A 17,092-nucleotide genomic window follows, 5' to 3' on the forward strand; every position below is an offset into this window, starting at 1 on the left:
AATACCAAATTAGTTATTTACTACGGTGCCAATATTTTCTCCGGAAACAATTTTCATTAAATTTCCTCTCGTGTTCATATCAAAAACTACAATAGGTAGTTCATTTTCTTGGCTTAATGTAAAAGCGGTAGTGTCCATTACCTTAAGTCCTTTGGCAAGAACCTCGTTAAAAGAAAGTGTATCAAATTTAGTAGCGGTTTTATCTTTTTCTGGATCGGCGGTATATATGCCATCTACTCTTGTTCCTTTTAGAATCACATCGGCCTTTATTTCAATAGCTCTAAGAACTGCGGCAGAATCGGTGGTAAAATAAGGATTGCCAGTACCTCCGCCAAAAATAACGACACGACCTTTTTCTAAGTGTCTCATGGCTCTTCTGCGAATGAAAGGTTCGGCAACTTCATTAATTTTTACGGCAGATTGTAACCGAGTTTCTACACCGGCAATTTCTAAAGCGCTTTGTAGAGCAAGACCATTAATTACAGTGGCAAGCATACCCATGTGGTCTCCTTGAACGCGATCCATCCCTTCACTTGCACCTTTAAGGCCTCTAAAAATGTTGCCTCCGCCAATTACAATTGCAACTTCTACGCCTTTAGCTATAACAGCTTTTATGTCCTCTGCATACTCTTTTAAGCGTTTAGCATCTATTCCATAGTTCTGCTCTCCCATGAGGGCTTCACCGCTTAACTTTAATAAAATTCTTTTGTATTGCATGGACAGGTTTTTAAAATCCGAACAAAAATAATCAAAATTATTATTGTGTTTCGCCTAGAATTTAGGTCAAAAAAAAGCCTTGGAACAATCCAAGGCTTTTTTACGTGTTTTATAGGTAATTATTAACCTAAAGCAACTCTTTTAAAGTCGGTAACGGTTAAGTCTGCATCTACAGATTTTACGTAATCTGCAACGCTCTGCTTGTTGTCTTTAATGAATGCTTGGTTAACCAAGGTGTTGTCTTTAAAGAAACGATTTAATTTACCTTTAGCGATATTGTCTAACATTGCTTCGGGTTTCCCTTCTTGACGCAACTGGTCTTTAGCAATTTCTATTTCTTTGTCTATGATAGATTGATCAACACCATCTTCATTTAAGGCAACCGGATTCATTGCAGCAGCTTGCATAGCTACATCTTTAGCTGCTTCTTCCGCACCATCTACATTTTTAGACAAGCCAACTAAAGTAGCAATTTTGTTCCCAGCATGGATGTAAGAACCTACAAAGGCAGCGTCTAATTTCTCAAAACTACCGATTTCTATTTTCTCACCAATAACACCTGTTTGCTCAGTTAATTTATCTGCAACGCTTGTACCGTTAAAATCTGCTGCAAGGAAAGCATCTTTAGAATCGTAACCTAATGCCAATTCTGCCAATTGGTTAGCTAAGTCTACGAAACCATCGTTTTTAGCAACGAAATCAGTTTCACAGTTCAAAGAGATAACAACACCACTTGTTTTTGCATCATTAACTTTTGCAATGGCAGCACCTTCAGAAGATTCTCTGTCTGCTCTTTTGGCAGCAACTTTTTGCCCTTTTTTTCTAAGGATTTCTATTGCTTTGTCAAAATCACCTTCTGCTTCTACTAATGCCTTTTTGCAGTCCATCATGCCTGCACCTGTGGCTTTTCTTAATTTATTTACTTCAGCGGCTGTAATCTTTGCCATGTGTTTCGTTTTTGAATATTATGTGTAAAGTAAAACACAAACTTTGTGTTTTGTTTTAGGACAATGTTAAATTACTCTTCTGAGTCTTCTATACCTCCAGATACGCTATCTTGCCATGCCTTAAGCTCGTCCCACTTTCCATCTGCAGCCATTTGCGCTTGTTTAGGCCAAGAAGCTGGCTCTAAATGAGCTAATCTTGGGCTTGCATCTGTAAGGATGGTTTTAATTTTAGCAGGTTCAGCTTTTGCCAAATCAGCATAAGTAGCTATGCCAGCAGCAACTAAAGCTTCTGCAGCTTTAGGACCTACACCTTCTACTTTAGTTAAATCGTCACCAGCAGCTTTTGTAGCTTTAGCTTTTTTTCCTTCTTTAGCAGGAGCATCTTCTTTTGTGGTTTGCTTTTCTGCTTTGCGCTCAGCTAAACCTTCTGCGATAGATTTTGTTACTTCTGATAAAATGATTTCAATAGATTTACCAGCATCGTCATTAGCAGGGATGATGTAATCAATTGGTCTTGGGTCAGAGTTCGTATCAACCATTGCAAAGATTGGAATGTTCAATTTCAAAGCTTCTTTAACGGCGATGTGCTCACGCATTGTATCTACGATAAAAATAGCCCCAGGTAAACGAGTCATGTCAGAAATAGAACCTAAGTTCTTGTCTAATTTTGCTCTTAAACGGTCTACTTGTAAACGTTCTTTTTTAGATAAAGTGTTGAAAGTACCATCCTTCTTCATTCTATCAATAGAAGCCATTTTCTTAACAGCTTTACGAATAGTAACAAAGTTGGTTAACATACCACCTGGCCATCTTTCTGTGATGTATGGCATGTTTACAGCAGATACTTTGTCTGCAACAATGTCTTTTGCTTGTTTTTTAGTCGCTACAAAAAGAATCTTACGGCCAGAAGCAGCTATTTTCTTTAGAGCTTCTTGCGCCTCATCTAATTTAGCAGCAGTTTTGTAAAGATTGATAACGTGGATACCGTTACGCTCCATGTAGATGTAAGGAGCCATGTTTGGATTCCACTTTCTTGTAAGGTGTCCAAAATGTACACCTGCCTCTAAAAGGTCTTTTACTTCAATGTTTGCCATTTTTTGTTTTCTTAGTTTACGTTCCGTTGAGATAGCAATGTTTAGGTGGTCTGTATTTATACTTCGCCCTACACATTTAGATGCTAAACTAATTTCCAAAAAGCTGTTTTTCCTTTTGGAACAACGACAACTTTTGTTTTTGATAAAATAATACCCAAAGGGTAAGCCTCGGGATTTTCAATGAACGGTATATAAAAAGCACGGTTTCCCGTGCTTGAAATATTAACGTTTAGAGAACTGGAATTTCTTACGAGCTTTCTTCTGACCAAATTTCTTACGCTCTACCATTCTTGGGTCACGAGTTAGTAAGCCTTCTGGTTTTAGAACTGTACGATTTTCTTCATTGATTTCGCACATAGCTCTAGACAAAGCTAATCTAATAGCTTCTGCTTGTCCAGTAATACCACCGCCGTATACGTTAACTTTAACATCGTAAGTATCTACGGTTTCAGTTAAAGTAAATGGCTGCTTTACTTTATACTGCAATGGAGCAGTAGTAAAGTATTCTTCTAAAGATTTTTTGTTTACTGTGATGTCGCCCTTACCCTCAGAAAGGTAAACACGTGCAACAGCAGTCTTTCTTCTTCCTATTTTATGAATTACTTCCATTAGTTGAATTCATTTAAATTAATTGCTCTTGGCTTTTGTGCTTCTTGGTTGTGCTCAGCACCTGCATATACTTTTAGGTTACGGAATAACTCTGCACCTAATTTGTTTTTTGGTAGCATCCCTTTTACAGATTTCTCAATCAAACGCTCAGGGTATTTCTCTAACAACTCGCTAGCACTGGTAGAGCGTTGTCCGCCAGGGTAGCCTGTGTAACGTAAGTAAGTTTTTTCAGCCCACTTGTTTCCTGTTAATTGTATCTTTTCAGCATTAACAACAATAACATTATCTCCACAGTCCACATGGGGAGTAAAGTTGGTCTTATGCTTTCCTCTAAGGATTTTGGCAACTTTAGAGGCCAACCTTCCCAAGGTTTCTCCTTCTGCATCTACCAGTAACCACTCCTTATTAACTGTGGCCTTATTGGCAGATATTGTTTTGTAACTTAATGTATCCACTTCTATGAAATCGTATTAGTTTTCAATTCCTTCCCAAATAACGGGCTGCAAATGTACAATTATTAGATTGAATTACAAATGCTTGTAGGTAATTATTTTTTAAGCGCACAAAACTAAGCTTTTTAGTTTGATATAATTGTTCTAACGTTAAATAAAACTTAAAGAATTACAAATGCTGTAACAATCAAAAACAGAACGGGTCTTTGGTGGTACATCAATCAAAAAACGAACAACGTGATAAATTACTTCAAAAGTGCTGTATTGGCAGCACTTGTTTGCAGTCATGCTTTTGCGCAGCAACAAGAAGAAGCACCAATAAGCAGGAAAGACAGTTTGCAACAGGCTGTAGTTACAAAAAAAATATATGTTACTAAACCAATAGAATCCCCACCTAATATAGATGGTGTTTTAGATGAGGGCATCTGGGGTGTTGTAGAATGGGCTACGGATTATATCGAAAATCAACCAGATGAAAATACACCGCCAAGCCACCAAACCAAGTTTAAGATTATTTACGATGCCAAATACCTTTATATTGGTGTTCGCTGTTTAGACGATGAGCCCAATAAAATTGTAAAACGCTTGTCTAGACGAGATGGTTTTGATGGAGACTGGGTAGAGTTTAATATAGATAGTTACTATGATAAACGTACCGCTTTTTCCTTTACTGTAACCGCTGCAGGGGTAAAGGGGGACGAATTTATTTCGAATAATGGGAATAATTGGGATGCGAGTTGGAATCCTATTTGGTACACCAAAACCAACGTAGATGATGAAGGTTGGACCGCAGAAATAAAAATACCTTTGAGTCAACTTAAATTTGGAGATGCACCAGATCAGGTATGGGGCCTCCAATCTACAAGGCGTTATTTTAGGAGAGAAGAACGTTCTTTATGGCAACGAAAACCTGTGGACCAGCCGGGTTGGGTAAGTGAGTTTGGCGAACTTCATGGTTTAAAAAATCTTGAGCCTCAAAAACAGCTAGAAATACAGCCTTACACCGTTGCAAAAGGTGAAACCTACGAAGCAGAAGAGGGGAATCCGTTTAGAGATGGAGACGATACCAATATTACCGTTGGTCTAGATGCTAAAATTGGGGTTACTAACGATTTAACATTGGATTTAACCGTAAATCCAGATTTTGGTCAAGTAGAAGCAGACCCATCTGCCATTGCTTTAGACGGTTTTCAGATATTCTTTCAAGAACAGCGTCCGTTTTTTGTAGAAAACAAGAACATCTTTGACTTTCGGGTTTCCAATTCTGAGGCAGGTAATACTTTTGGTTCTGATAACGTTTTTTACTCTAGACGTATTGGTAGAACACCACATGGTTTTCCAGATGTAGGAGATGGTGAATTTGCTAATGTACCAGATAAAACACCTATTATAGGTGCGGCCAAATTTAGTGGTAAAACAAAAGATGGTTGGGCTATTGGTGTTTTGGAAAGCGTAACGGCAAAAAGATTTGCAACAGTAGATGCGAATGGGGATAGAAGAAAGGAAATAGTAGAGCCACTTACCAATTATTTTGTAGGGCGTTTACAAAAAGATTTTAACGAGCGCAATTCTTATGTGGGTGGTATTTTTACCGCTACCAACCGTGCAGATTTACCAGAAAGTTTAAACTTTTTGCACACTTCGGCATATACGGGAGCATTAGATTTTAAACATCAATGGAATAATAGGGATTGGTATGTTGGCGGTAATGTAGTTTTTAGCCATGTAAAAGGAAGCGAGGAAGCCATTCTCAATACGCAACAAACCATTAGGCATTTGTTTCAGCGTGTTGGTGCAGACCATTTAGAGGTAGATGAAAATAGAACATCATTAACCGGAACCGCGGGGAATATTCAGTTAGGGAAAGTAGGTAATGGCCATTGGAAATTTGAAACCGGCGGTACGTGGCGTTCCCCTGAATTGGAATTAAATGATATTGGGTTTCAAAGAGAATCAGACGATATTAGGCATTACACGTGGATTGGTTATCAAACGTTAAAACCAGATAGTACTTTTAGGCGTGTGGGTATCAATTACAACCATTGGTCTGCTTGGGATTTTGGGGGCAATCATAATTATTTGCAGTTCAATACCAATAGTTGGCAAAACTGGAAAGGGAATTGGTTTTCAAACGTAGGTTTTAACTATGCTCCCATACAGTATTCTAACTTTGCTCTTAGAGGTGGTCCAAGGTTAAAACGTTCTCCATGGATGAGTTTCTGGAATGGTATAAATACGGATAACAGAAAAAAAATTCGTTTCAACGTATTTCATAATGGACGCAAAGCGTTCGATAATTCAATTAATACCTATTACGTAGAAGCGGGCTTTACCTATCAACCTATAAATGCTTTACGTATTTCCGCTTATCCTTCTTACCAAATAAATAATGATAAATTACAGTTTGTAGATAATTTAGAAGTGGGGGGCGAAACAGTATATCTAAATGGGGCAATAGAACAACGAACTTTAAGCATGTCTTTTCGTTTAAATTATACTATTAACCCTAACTTAACCATACAATATTGGGGACAACCTTTTATTTCTAGAGGACGATATGCAAGTTTTAAAAATGTTACCAATCCTGTTGCCGATACTTTTGAAAATAGATTTGAAGCTTACACACCGCAGCAAATTAATTTGGTAGATGATACCTACCAAGTGGATACGGATTTAGACGGTACTACTGATTTTAGTTTTGGTAATCCTGATTTTTCTTTTGTACAATTTAGGTCTAATTTGGTATTACGCTGGGAGTATATTCCTGGTTCCGAGATTTTCTTAGTTTGGTCTCAAGATGTATCTAGGTCTGGTGACCCAATGGCTGGTCTACTAGACGACTTAGACAACAATGTTTTTGGACAAACGCCCCAAAATATCTTTTTGTTAAAAGCAACGTATCGTTTTGTTTTTTAATAGTTAAGCACTTTTTCTTAGATTTTTTCGTTCTTAGAGCAATTCATAAATTAATTTAAGATGAAAAAGAACTTCTTTTTGAGTGCTTTTGCGGCTTTGGTATTATTCTCTTGTTCTAATGATGAAGACGATTCTGGCATGGACAGCCTGGCTGTAAGTCCTATTGTTGGTACTTGGTTAATGACCGATGTGCAGATAGAGGAAGAAAATTCTACACAATTGAATTTATTTGAGGAAATCGTGGATGCATTGAATGCAGAAAGCTGTGCGTTGTTGACTTTTGAATTTGATGCTGAAGGTTCCGTTACAGCTACTGATAAGATATCTTTTTTAGAGGTAAATTCTGGTCCTACAGGCTTAGATGTTCCTTGCCCTACACAAAGCGATACGGAAACTTCTGTTTGGCGTTTAGAAGGAGACCAGCTTACCTTTATAAATGAAGATTTAGAAGAAGAAACAATCACAGTGCAAATAGATGGGGATACAATGGTTGTGGCCGGTAATGAATTTGACGATGAAAATTTAACTGAGGCTACGATAATTTTTACAAAGCAATAGGTAAAACCTATCTAAATTGAAAAAGTAAAACCCGAGCTAGTCTCGGGTTTTTATATTTTCAAGTGCCTTGATCAAGGCTAAATTAGCCTCTTTATTGCCAACACTTATACGTACTTTGCCTGGAGCGCCAAACTGTGTTACGGGTCTTACCATGATTCCTTCTTGCATCATTTTATCTGTAAATTCCATTTCTGGGAATGGTGGTTCTATGATAAAAAAGTTCGCTTGGCTAGGCCAATATTTTATGTTGAGTTCCTCAAATGCGTCTGCAATCATTTTTCTACCTTCTTTAACCGTTTTTACCGTCTCGGAAATAAATTCGTGGTCATGTAAAGCGCCAATAGCCGCTTCTATGGATGTTATGGGCAATAAAAACGGTTTGTGAATTAATCGCAGGTAATTAGCAATAGTTGCCGTGGTATACCCATAGCCAATGCGTAAGCCTGCCAATCCATAGGTTTTAGAAAAACTATTTAGCCCAATTACGCTGTATCCTTGTTTTACATAGTGCAATGCGGTAACATAATCTTCTGCATCTGCAAAATGCCGGTATACTTCATCTATAACCACTAAAATGCTTTTCGGTACGCGTTTAAAGAATTCATCCAAAACCAACTTTGGAATATATGTTCCCGTGGGGTTGTTGGGTGTGGTCAAAAAGATAACCTTGGTTTTGGCCGTAATGGCATTTAAGATGCCTTCTACATCTAACTCGTAATTAGGTGCTTTCAAGGGTACATCTATTTGCTTGCTACCGTACCACCTAGAAAAAACAGCATACGGTAAGAAGCAGGGGTTAGAAAAAATTACCTCATCACCCTCCCGAACAAATGCCCGTAAAAGCATATCTATAACCTCGGAGCCACTATTTCCTGTGATAAATTGGTCCGCTGTAATTTCATTGTTAAAATCTGCTGTAAGTGCTTCCCGTAAGCGTATATCCGTTTGATCTGGATAAAGGTCTACTTTGTCTAGTATTGCTTTAGCGGCTCTAACGGCTTTTGGGGATGCCCCAAGCGGATTCTCATTGGAAGAGAGCTTGTATATTTTTTTGTTGCTAGGCGGTATATTTTTGCCGCCTTTATATACCTCCTTGGGTTGTAAAAACGGTTTAAAACTGCTCGTAATATCGTTACTCATTTCAGTTGTTTAGCGTTTCGGCATATAGTAATAAAGCCATCGCTTTGATGGTGTCGCCGTCATCTAGAATGGATTTTGCTAGTTGGTGAATTTCCATTTTGGTAGCTGGCAGGTCCATTTCTTTAACTATGGAATTTATCAAATCTGCAGTAGGCAAAGCTTCCATATTGCCCAATCGTCCTAAATTATTTCCTGTTAATACACTACTATTACGTATACCTTCTGGCAATGCATCTACGCCAATGCCAAGTGTCCGTATGGGTTTTGGTATCTCAAAAAGGGCCTCGCCATTGGCATGTACATAATGGCTGCCTCCCATACGCCCAACCAAATCTAATTTTGTAGTATCTAATTGCCCATCGGTAAGATAATCTTCGTTTAGGTGCACATTTACTACTTTGGCAATGACCAAATTTCCTGCTCCTGGCGTTTGTGCTAGCTCTATAACTTCTTGTACGGTACATTCCAAGGCAACGGGGGCTTCCGCAACTCGGGGTGGTCTTATTTTTTCTGAAGGAGATTGGGTAAAGCCAGCTTTTTCAAATTCATTTACACCTTTGGCATATGCTGTACTGGCGAGCGACATTTGCTCCACCATTGCGTGATTAACAATATTGATAGTTACTTCTGGTACCTCAACTACATTCTCGTGTGTGTGTTTAAGACTGTTGTCTCTTCCAGAACGTGCTGGAGAAAATATAAGAATAGGCGGATTGGAACTAAACACGTTAAAAAAGCTAAACGGACTTAAATTTACCTTGCCTTCTTTGTCTACCGTACTAGCAAAGCAAATAGGTCTAGGTGCAACTGCTGTTAAAAGTATATTATGTAGCTCTGGTTGCGATATGCTGTTTGGGTCAATAGTTTTTATAGCCATAACTCTTTATTTTGTAGATAAAACCTTTGTACTAACTTTGCCAAAACCAACACGTTTCCCCTCTTTTTCTGCATACCCACGCATGGTTACCGTATCGCCATCATGTATAAATTTACGTTCCGTACCATCTTTAAGTTGTACAGGTTTGGTACCCATCCAAGCTAGTTCTAACATGGATCCGTAGCTATTTTCATCTTTTCCAGAAATGGTTCCAGATGCCATCATGTCCCCAACATGTACGTTGCAGCCGTTAACTGTATGGTGAGCCAGTTGTTGGGTCATGTTCCAATACATGTATTTAAAATTACTTTGACAGATAGTAGTTTCTTCTCCATTTTCGGGAGTTAAAGAAACCTCTAAGTTAATGTCATAATTTTTGGAGCCCTCATATTCTAAATACGGAAGTACTTTGGGTTCTTGTGTTGGACCTTGAACTCTAAATTGGTCCAATGCTTCTAAAGTGACAATCCATGGAGAAATGGAAGAGGCAAAATTTTTGGCCAAAAAGGGTCCTAATGGTACATATTCCCATTTTTGAATGTCACGAGCGGACCAGTCATTGAATAATACCAGTCCAAAAATATAGTCTTCTGCCTCACTGGTTGTAATTGTATCGCCCATTTGTGTGTTCTTGCCGACAATAAAGCCCATTTCCAACTCAAAATCTAACCGCTGCGTAGGCCCAAACACCGGCTGAGTAGCATCTTTCGGTAGGGTTTGTCCTTTAGGTCTGTGTATGGGTTGCCCACTTACTACAATAGAACTAGCTCTACCGTGATACCCTACGGGAATATGTTTCCAGTTGGGCAAAAGCGCATTTTCTGGGTCCCGAAACATCTTACCAACATTAGTGGCATGCTCAATGCTAGAGTAGAAATCGGTATAATCCCCAACGCAAACCGGCATGTGCATTTGAGCTTCTGTTTGGAGCACAAAAAGCTCAGGCTTATTCGCCAAAACAGAATTGTCGTCCTGCAACCAAGCTTGAATATCGGTTCTAACTTTAGAAGTGATTTCTTTTCCAAGAGCAATGAAATCATTTAGGTCTGACCGTTCTAAAACCGCTGTATTAAAATTGAATACATCTAATTCGGCAACAGCTGCTAAGTCTAGAATATGGTCGCCAATGGCAACGCCCGCTCTAGGGCTTCTATCTTTAGTAGAAAAAATGCCAAAAGGAATATTATGAATGCTAAAATCTGAATTAGCGGGTATGTTTATTATCATAGTTTTATATTCATTTCTGCTGTTGCAGAAAACATTACTTAATTTAAGCGTGTTTGTGGTATTGTTGGAAAACTTAATTATTCCACCCAAGACTTGTAGTATGCCCCATCATCTATCTTTAAGGCATTTTCTGTAACCATTAAGGGTTTAAACGTATCTATCATAACGGCTAATTCTTCAGTACCTTTTTTGCCAATGCTTGCTTCGTACGTGCCGGGGTGTGGTCCATGGGGTATACCAGCTGGATGCAGGGAAATATAACCTGGTCCAATACCTGTTCTACTCATAAAATCTCCATCTACATAATATAAAACCTCATCAGAATCTATATTGGAATGATTGTAAGGTGCGGGTATGGCCTTTGGATGATAATCGTACAAACGTGGACAAAAAGAGCAGACCACAAAAGCGTTGGTTTCAAAGGTTTGGTGTACTGGAGGTGGTTGGTGAACACGGCCCGTAATGGGCTCAAAATTGTGTATACTAAACCCGTAAGGAAAATTATAACCATCCCAGCCCACAACATCAAAAGGGTGTGTAGCGTAGACTAAGCTATGCAACATGCCTTGTTTTTTAATTTTAAGCGTGAAGGCTCCCTTCTCATCAAAACTTTGTAAATCTCGTGGCAATTTATAATCGCGCTCACAAAAAGGAGAATGCTCTAACAATTGCCCAAACCAATTACGATATCTTTTAGGGGTGTAAATAGGCGAAAAGGATTCCGCATAAAGAATTCTATTGTCTTCCGTATCAAAATCTATTTGGTAAATCATTCCTCTGGGAATGATCAAATAATCCCCATATTCAAAAGGAATGTTACCTAAAAAAGTACGTAACGTTCCAGAACCTTTATGAATAAAAAGCATTTCGTCTGCATCTGCATTTTTATAGAAATACTCCGTTAACGATTTTTTAGGGGCTGCCAAGCCTACATGCACATCACTATTTACCAATAAAGGTTCACGAGCTTCTAGATAATCGTCCTTGGGAGCAACATCAAATCCAATAAATTTACGAGAGGTAATGTTTTTGGCTACTGCTATTTTTGGAGCTACATCTACAGCTTTACCAATTTCTTTTACTTGGGTAGGCCGGTGAATGTGATAGGATAGGGAACTCATACCATCAAACCCAATGGTGCCAAACAGTTGCTCATAATACAAGCTGCCATCTGGTTTGGTAAACTGGGTATGGCGTTTAGGAGGTAATTTTCCAAGTTTGTGATAGATAGGCATATGTTTTTAGTTAAAAGGTTTTGTTGGGCAATTGGCATTAAGTTACGGAAAACTAGAACGCCAATTGCGCAATTGTAACCAAATTAATGTAAGGTTCCTCTTAGTTCTTGCTCACGCTCAATAGCTTCAAACAAGGCTTTAAAATTACCTTTGCCAAAAGATTGTGCGCCTTTACGCTGTATAATCTCAAAAAACATGGTAGGTCTTGGTTCTACTGGTTTTGTAAAGATTTGTAGCAAGTAGCCTTCATCATCACGGTCTACCAAAATGCCTAATTCTTTTAACGGAGCAATATCCTCATCAATCTCACCTACACGGTCAGTTACCACATCATAATACGTGTCTGGCACTCGTAAAAATTCTACGCCTCTAGAACGTAAATCACGTACCGTTTTAATAATATCATCGGTAGCAACCGCAATATGCTGTACGCCTTCACCCTCATAAAAATCTAAATATTCTTCTACTTGAGATTTTTTCTTCCCTTCTGCAGGTTCGTTTATCGGGAATTTAATTCGGCCGTTACCATTACTCATTACTTTGCTCATTAGGGCTGTATACTCGGTAGAAATGTCATTATCATCAAAAGAAAGAATGTTTTTGAATCCCATCACCTGCTCGTAGAAATTTACCCAGTGATTCATTTTATTCCACCCTACATTACCCACCATGTGGTCTACATATTTTAAACCAGTTGGGGCTGGGTTGTAATCTGGTGTTTCCCACTTGGTAAAGCCCGGTAAAAAAGTGCCGTTGTAATCTTTGCGCTCTACGAACATGTGCACGGTTTCACCATACGTGTAAATGCCCGCACGCACTACTTTGCCATTGGCATCTTCTTCTGTAATGGGTTCTTGATAGGACCTTGCGCCTTTTTCCATGGCGGTATTGTACGCTTGTGTAGCATCTTCTACCCATAGGGCAACCACCTTGACGCCATCGCCATGTTGGTCTATGTGTTTGCCAATGGTAGTACCACTTTTTAAGGGAGATGTAAGTACCAATCTAATTTTATCTTGTACCACAACATAACTTTCGCGGTCTTTTAAGCCAGTAGCCAAGCCCGCGTGGGCTAAGGATTGAAAACCAAATGCGGTTTTGTAGTAGTGTGCAGCTTGTAAGGAATTACCAACATAAAGTTCTACGTAATCCGTTCCGTTAATAGGCATAAAGTCCTGTTCCGTATGCTGTTTTTCTAGTGTATTTGCTTCCATATTGCAGTAGTTTTAGCTTAATACTATCAATTAATTGTTGTTGATGCAACAAAAATATAAGAAAAATTGAATCATGCTAGGATTTTGTAGAAATTTTAGGTTAAATTTTGCGGTAGTATGTTGAACAAGATTGATGAAATTCACGGCATAGGCCTACACCTAGATTTGGTACTAAGAAAAATACAAGATGCTTATTTGCGGGCCTTTGATAATTTGGATGTACACATGACCATAGAACAATGGGTCATAATGCACCAGGTATATAACATGGGCGAAGAGGCCTCCCAAAGTGAACTAACCCAGCTTAATTTTAGAAATAGAGCCACAATTTCTAGGGTTATTGGAGGTTTAGAACGAAAAGGGTGGATAAAAAAAACGCGTTTTGAAGGGGATTTAAAACGATTTAAATTAGAGCTTACTACTGTAGGGACAGAAATTGTAGACAAGGTATTGCCAGAAGCTTTACGTTTGCGTAGGCTGGCCGTAAAAGATTTGAATCCTACTGAATTTGCAAACTTTTTAAAGGTCCTGGATACGTTGGGTGCTAATTATGAAGCCAGTTGATAACTTTCCTGTCGCTTCGGTATAAACCTGACAATCGTCATAGTTAACTTCTGCAATTTACTAGAATTTTGAAATGGTATTTTCTTTAGATTATGGGTTAATCACTTATAGTCTAATCAAGAATGCAAGAAAAACTGGGAAGTACAGGGTAATTTATACTTCAATCCTTAATTTTAAAGAAATCAGAATAGTTAATGACAAAGTCAATTTATATATCCGGTTTAGAGGCAAATAGTGGCAAATCGTTAGTGTCTGTTGGCATCGTAGATACCTTGCTTAAACGTACGGGAACTGTTGGGTATTTTAAACCCATCATCCTAGATACACAAGAAAAAGATGATAACATTACCCTGGTATTGGGCATGGTAAATTCTAAACAAACGTATGACGAATCTTTCTCATTTCAAGCTAGTGAAATGAGCGATTTACTGGAGGAGGGCAAGTTTGAGCGTGTTATAGAAAGGATTATTGTGGATTATAAGAATCTGGAGAAAAAACACGATGTGGTTTTGATAGAAGGAACAGACTTTGTTGGAGAAAACAGTCATTTTGAATTTGAAATAAACGCGCGTATTGCCCAAAATATTGGTGCGCCGGTATTGCTTATAGGTAATGGTAAGGATAAGAAACCTAAAGAATTGGCCCGCCAACTACACATTGCTCTAGACCAGTTTGAAGAGTTTAATTGTGAAGTTATTGGTACTATAGTGAATAAGGTTAAAGAAGATGATACAGACGATTACCTGTCTATGCTACGTGAAAAGCTTGGTGGCACGGGTAAGAAGAAATTGTTTTCTGCCATTCCGCAAATTCCTACACTTTCTGCTCCTATGCTATCAGAGGTGGCAGAGACCTTAAAAGCCCAGGTTTTATTTGGAGAAGAAGAGTTGAACCAAAAACAAATGCATAGGGTGTCTATAGCAGCAATGCAATTAAAAAATTATCTAGAATTTATGAGCGAAGGCTGTGTAGTAGTTACACCGGCAGACCGTTTAGATATTATTTTAGGAACGTTGCAGGCCAACCAATCTAAAAACTACCCATCAATATCTGGCATCGTCTTAACGGGTATTCATGATGTAGATGCGGTGGTAATTAATCTACTAGAAGGCTTAAAACGGACAGTACCTATTTTAAAGGTGAAAACCAATACGTTTAATACCGCTTTAGCCCTAGATAGCATAGTTCCTAAGTTAAAATTAGAATATAGAACTAAGTTCAATGCGGCTATACGAGAATTTAATTCACATGTAGACGTGGATTACCTTATTAAAAAGTTTACCAATTTTAAAACCGATGTTTTAACGCCGAAGATGTTTCGTTACCGAATCATGGAGATGGCAACCGCAAATAAAAAACATATTGTTTTGCCAGAAGGTGAGGATGATCGTATTTTAAAAGCTACAGAAATATTAAGTAGGGATGGTGTAGTTAAAGTCACCTTATTGGGTAACTCCAAAACAATTACCGAAAAAATTATCAATAGTGGCTTGGCTATAGATTTGGAGAAAGTGGCCATAATTAATCCATCAGAATACGTAAAATTTGATCAGTACCTAGAAACGCTCTATGAGGCGCGTAAGCACAAAAACGTTACCCGTAAAATAGCGGAAGATTTAATGCGAGACGTTTCGTATTTTGGAACTATGATGGTCTTTTCAGGAGACGCAGATGGTATGGTTTCTGGAGCCGTACATACCACCCAGCATACCATAAGGCCTGCATTGCAGTTTGTAAAAACAAAACCCAATGTAAATGTAGTTTCTTCTGTTTTCTTTATGTGTTTGGAGCATAAAGTACTGGTGTATGGAGATTGTGCGGTTAACCCAAATCCTACAGCCGCTCAATTGGCAGAAATTGCTATTTCTTCTGCGCAAACGGCCAATAATTTTGGTTTGGAGCCAAAAGTGGCCATGTTATCGTATTCTTCAGGTGAATCTGGTAAGGGGGAAGAAGTAGAGAAAGTACGTGAGGCTACTAAATTGGTAAAAGCTAGTAATCCTAATTTGTTAATTGAAGGTCCAATACAATACGATGCCGCGGTTGATTTACAGGTTGGGCAAAAAAAGATGCCAAACTCTTTAGTTGCCGGGAAAGCCAATGTATTGATTTTTCCTGATTTAAATACAGGTAATAATACCTATAAGGCCGTGCAGCGAGAAACCGGAGCGTTGGCTATAGGACCTGTATTACAGGGGCTTAATAAGCCTATAAACGATTTAAGCAGGGGTTGCACGGTAGATGATATTGTAAACACGGTAATTATTACTGCGGTACAAGCCCAAGAAGATTAAAATATCCAACTAAACCCATACAACATTGAGAATCTTAGTTTTAAATTCGGGTAGTTCTTCCCTCAAATTTCAATTAATTCAATTACCAGAGCAGTCGGTTTTAGCTAAGGGCGCCATTGAAGAAATCGGAAAAGAAAAAAGCATTGTAACCTTTTCTTCGGATGCTAAGGAAGGAGTACAAAAAGAAATGGCTATACCTAATTTTGAAGTTGGTCTTACTGTGGTAGCCCAGTGGTTAATGGAAGGTACCATAAAGCTCATAGAACAACCGACGGACTTATTTGCCGTTGGTCACCGAGTAGTACATGGTGGAGAGATTTTAAAGAAAAGTATGTTGGCTACACCAGAGGTGAAGGCAGAGATTAAAAAACTTTTTGGTTTGGCACCGCTACACAATCCTGCCAATTTAAAAGGTATTGAAGTTGCCGAACAGATTTTTAAAGGTGTTAAACAATATGCTGTTTTTGATACTTCTTTTTATGCAGATTTACCTGCTAAGGCATATCGATATCCGGTACCTAAAGAGTGGTATACAGATTATGGGGTGCGGGTATATGGTTTTCACGGAACCTCCCATAAATACGTTGCAAATAAAGGTGTAGATTTTCTAGGTTTGGGAGAAAAGCATAAGATAATTTCTATCCATTTAGGAAATGGCTGTAGCATGGCGGCTATTAAGGATGGAGTTTGTATTGATACAACAATGGGGTTAGGCCCTTTACCAGGTTTAATGATGGGTACCCGAAGTGGAGATTTAGACCCTTCTGTTCTTTTCTATTTGCATGAGAAAGGTTTCACGGTTTCCGATTTAAAGGAAAGTGTTAACAAAAAGAGCGGATTGTTGGGTATTGCGGGTGATAACGATCTGCGGACGGTTTTACAAAAAAGAAAAGATGGGGATAAAGATGCAGCTTTAGCCTTGGCCATTTATACGTACCGTATTAAAAAATATATTGGAGCCTATATAGCGGCTTTAGGCGGAATTGATGCATTGATTTTTACAGCAGGGGTAGGAGAGAATAGTGACGAAGTACGATGGGAATCTTGTGAAGGCTTGGATTGTTTTAATATAAATTTGGATGCAGAATTAAACAATAAACGACTTGCTAACACGCGAAATATAGCTAAAGAAAGTTATGTGCCTGTTTTAATAGTGCCTACCAATGAAGAATTGGCAATAGCGCTAGAGGTAACAAATCTTTAAAAGAAAACCCTTAAGAAGAGAATTCTTGAGGGTTTTATTTTTTT

15 protein-coding genes are annotated in these 17,092 nt (G+C 38.5%); 5 read left to right on the forward strand and 10 right to left on the reverse strand.

Annotation, left to right across the window (positions count from 1 at the left end):
- Positions 1-9: 9 nt before the first annotated feature.
- The 5 genes from pyrH to rplM all read right to left on the reverse strand — a co-directional run bounded on the left by pyrH (position 10) and on the right by rplM (position 3,822).
- Positions 10-717 carry a UMP kinase gene (pyrH, locus tag FBT53_RS01705; RefSeq protein ID WP_136949442.1) on the reverse strand — a complete coding sequence of 236 codons (708 nt, stop codon included), beginning with the start codon at positions 715-717 and terminating at the stop codon, positions 10-12.
- 122 nt (positions 718-839) lie between these two features.
- Entirely contained in the window at positions 840-1,664 is an 825-nt protein-coding gene (gene tsf / locus FBT53_RS01710; RefSeq protein ID WP_136949443.1) for a translation elongation factor Ts, read from the reverse strand.
- A gap of 71 nt (positions 1,665-1,735) precedes the next feature.
- A complete protein-coding gene (rpsB, locus tag FBT53_RS01715) occupies positions 1,736-2,758 on the reverse strand; it encodes a 30S ribosomal protein S2 (protein ID WP_136949444.1) in 1,023 nt (340 codons plus the stop codon).
- A gap of 222 nt (positions 2,759-2,980) precedes the next feature.
- The gene (gene rpsI / locus FBT53_RS01720) at positions 2,981-3,367 is read right to left on the reverse strand and encodes a 30S ribosomal protein S9 (RefSeq protein WP_136949445.1); all 387 of its coding nucleotides are present in this window, start codon (positions 3,365-3,367) and stop codon (positions 2,981-2,983) included.
- On the reverse strand, positions 3,367-3,822 hold the full coding sequence (gene rplM, locus FBT53_RS01725; protein WP_136949446.1) for a 50S ribosomal protein L13: 456 nt from the start codon (positions 3,820-3,822) through the stop codon (positions 3,367-3,369). Before rplM ends, rpsI begins: the two co-directional genes overlap by 1 nt.
- 237 nt (positions 3,823-4,059) lie before the next feature.
- On the opposite strand from rplM, the gene FBT53_RS01730 reads away from it, so the two are divergent.
- A complete protein-coding gene (locus tag FBT53_RS01730) occupies positions 4,060-6,735 on the forward strand; it encodes a DUF5916 domain-containing protein (protein ID WP_370323661.1) in 2,676 nt (891 codons plus the stop codon).
- A 60-nt stretch (positions 6,736-6,795) separates the two neighbouring features.
- Positions 6,796-7,293 (forward strand): lipocalin family protein, encoded by a 498-nt coding sequence (locus FBT53_RS01735; protein ID WP_136949448.1) that lies wholly within the window; start codon positions 6,796-6,798, stop codon positions 7,291-7,293.
- A gap of 36 nt (positions 7,294-7,329) precedes the next feature.
- Here the strand turns inward: FBT53_RS01735 and hisC are convergent, their stop codons facing one another.
- The 5 genes from hisC to hppD all read right to left on the reverse strand — a co-directional run bounded on the left by hisC (position 7,330) and on the right by hppD (position 12,986).
- Positions 7,330-8,433, reverse strand: coding sequence for a histidinol-phosphate transaminase (hisC, locus tag FBT53_RS01740; protein ID WP_136949449.1), 1,104 nt, complete (start codon positions 8,431-8,433; stop codon positions 7,330-7,332).
- A 1-nt stretch (position 8,434) separates the two neighbouring features.
- Positions 8,435-9,310: a flavin reductase family protein gene (locus FBT53_RS01745; protein ID WP_136949450.1), complete on the reverse strand. Its 876-nt coding sequence runs from the start codon at positions 9,308-9,310 to the stop codon at positions 8,435-8,437.
- Between the two features lie 6 nt (positions 9,311-9,316).
- Entirely contained in the window at positions 9,317-10,537 is a 1,221-nt protein-coding gene (gene fahA / locus FBT53_RS01750) for a fumarylacetoacetase (RefSeq protein WP_136949451.1), read from the reverse strand.
- Positions 10,538-10,614: 77 nt separating this feature from the next.
- Entirely contained in the window at positions 10,615-11,772 is a 1,158-nt protein-coding gene (locus FBT53_RS01755) for a homogentisate 1,2-dioxygenase (protein ID WP_136949452.1), read from the reverse strand.
- Between the two features lie 83 nt (positions 11,773-11,855).
- Positions 11,856-12,986, reverse strand: coding sequence for a 4-hydroxyphenylpyruvate dioxygenase (gene hppD / locus FBT53_RS01760; RefSeq protein WP_136949453.1), 1,131 nt, complete (start codon positions 12,984-12,986; stop codon positions 11,856-11,858).
- A 117-nt stretch (positions 12,987-13,103) separates the two neighbouring features.
- Here hppD and FBT53_RS01765 point away from each other — a divergent pair, with 117 nt between their 5' ends.
- The 3 genes from FBT53_RS01765 to FBT53_RS01775 all read left to right on the forward strand — a co-directional run bounded on the left by FBT53_RS01765 (position 13,104) and on the right by FBT53_RS01775 (position 17,048).
- Entirely contained in the window at positions 13,104-13,550 is a 447-nt protein-coding gene (locus FBT53_RS01765) for a MarR family winged helix-turn-helix transcriptional regulator (protein ID WP_136949454.1), read from the forward strand.
- A gap of 194 nt (positions 13,551-13,744) precedes the next feature.
- Positions 13,745-15,844 (forward strand): phosphate acetyltransferase, encoded by a 2,100-nt coding sequence (gene pta / locus FBT53_RS01770; protein WP_136949455.1) that lies wholly within the window; start codon positions 13,745-13,747, stop codon positions 15,842-15,844.
- Positions 15,845-15,869: 25 nt separating this feature from the next.
- Positions 15,870-17,048 carry an acetate/propionate family kinase gene (locus FBT53_RS01775; RefSeq protein ID WP_136949456.1) on the forward strand — a complete coding sequence of 393 codons (1,179 nt, stop codon included), beginning with the start codon at positions 15,870-15,872 and terminating at the stop codon, positions 17,046-17,048.
- The last annotated feature ends 44 nt before the right edge of the window (positions 17,049-17,092 follow it).

Source organism: Flavobacterium sp. ASW18X, assembly GCF_005144745.1.
Taxonomy (GTDB): Bacteria; Bacteroidota; Bacteroidia; order Flavobacteriales; family Flavobacteriaceae; genus Croceivirga.

Excerpts from the sequence above, each read along its gene's own strand:
- FBT53_RS01765 (WP_136949454.1), top strand. The coding sequence starts at position 13,104 with ATGTTGAACAAGATTGATGAAATTCACGGCATAGGCCTACACCTAGAT.
- hisC (WP_136949449.1), bottom strand. The coding sequence starts at position 8,433 with ATGAGTAACGATATTACGAGCAGTTTTAAACCGTTTTTACAACCCAAG.
- FBT53_RS01755 (WP_136949452.1), bottom strand. The coding sequence starts at position 11,772 with ATGCCTATCTATCACAAACTTGGAAAATTACCTCCTAAACGCCATACC.
- pta (WP_136949455.1), top strand. The coding sequence starts at position 13,745 with ATGACAAAGTCAATTTATATATCCGGTTTAGAGGCAAATAGTGGCAAA.
- pyrH (WP_136949442.1), bottom strand. The coding sequence starts at position 717 with ATGCAATACAAAAGAATTTTATTAAAGTTAAGCGGTGAAGCCCTCATG.
- rpsB (WP_136949444.1), bottom strand. The coding sequence starts at position 2,758 with ATGGCAAACATTGAAGTAAAAGACCTTTTAGAGGCAGGTGTACATTTT.
- hppD (WP_136949453.1), bottom strand. The coding sequence starts at position 12,986 with ATGGAAGCAAATACACTAGAAAAACAGCATACGGAACAGGACTTTATG.
- fahA (WP_136949451.1), bottom strand. The coding sequence starts at position 10,537 with ATGATAATAAACATACCCGCTAATTCAGATTTTAGCATTCATAATATT.
- FBT53_RS01735 (WP_136949448.1), top strand. The coding sequence starts at position 6,796 with ATGAAAAAGAACTTCTTTTTGAGTGCTTTTGCGGCTTTGGTATTATTC.
- FBT53_RS01745 (WP_136949450.1), bottom strand. The coding sequence starts at position 9,310 with ATGGCTATAAAAACTATTGACCCAAACAGCATATCGCAACCAGAGCTA.
- tsf (WP_136949443.1), bottom strand. The coding sequence starts at position 1,664 with ATGGCAAAGATTACAGCCGCTGAAGTAAATAAATTAAGAAAAGCCACA.
- rpsI (WP_136949445.1), bottom strand. The coding sequence starts at position 3,367 with ATGGAAGTAATTCATAAAATAGGAAGAAGAAAGACTGCTGTTGCACGT.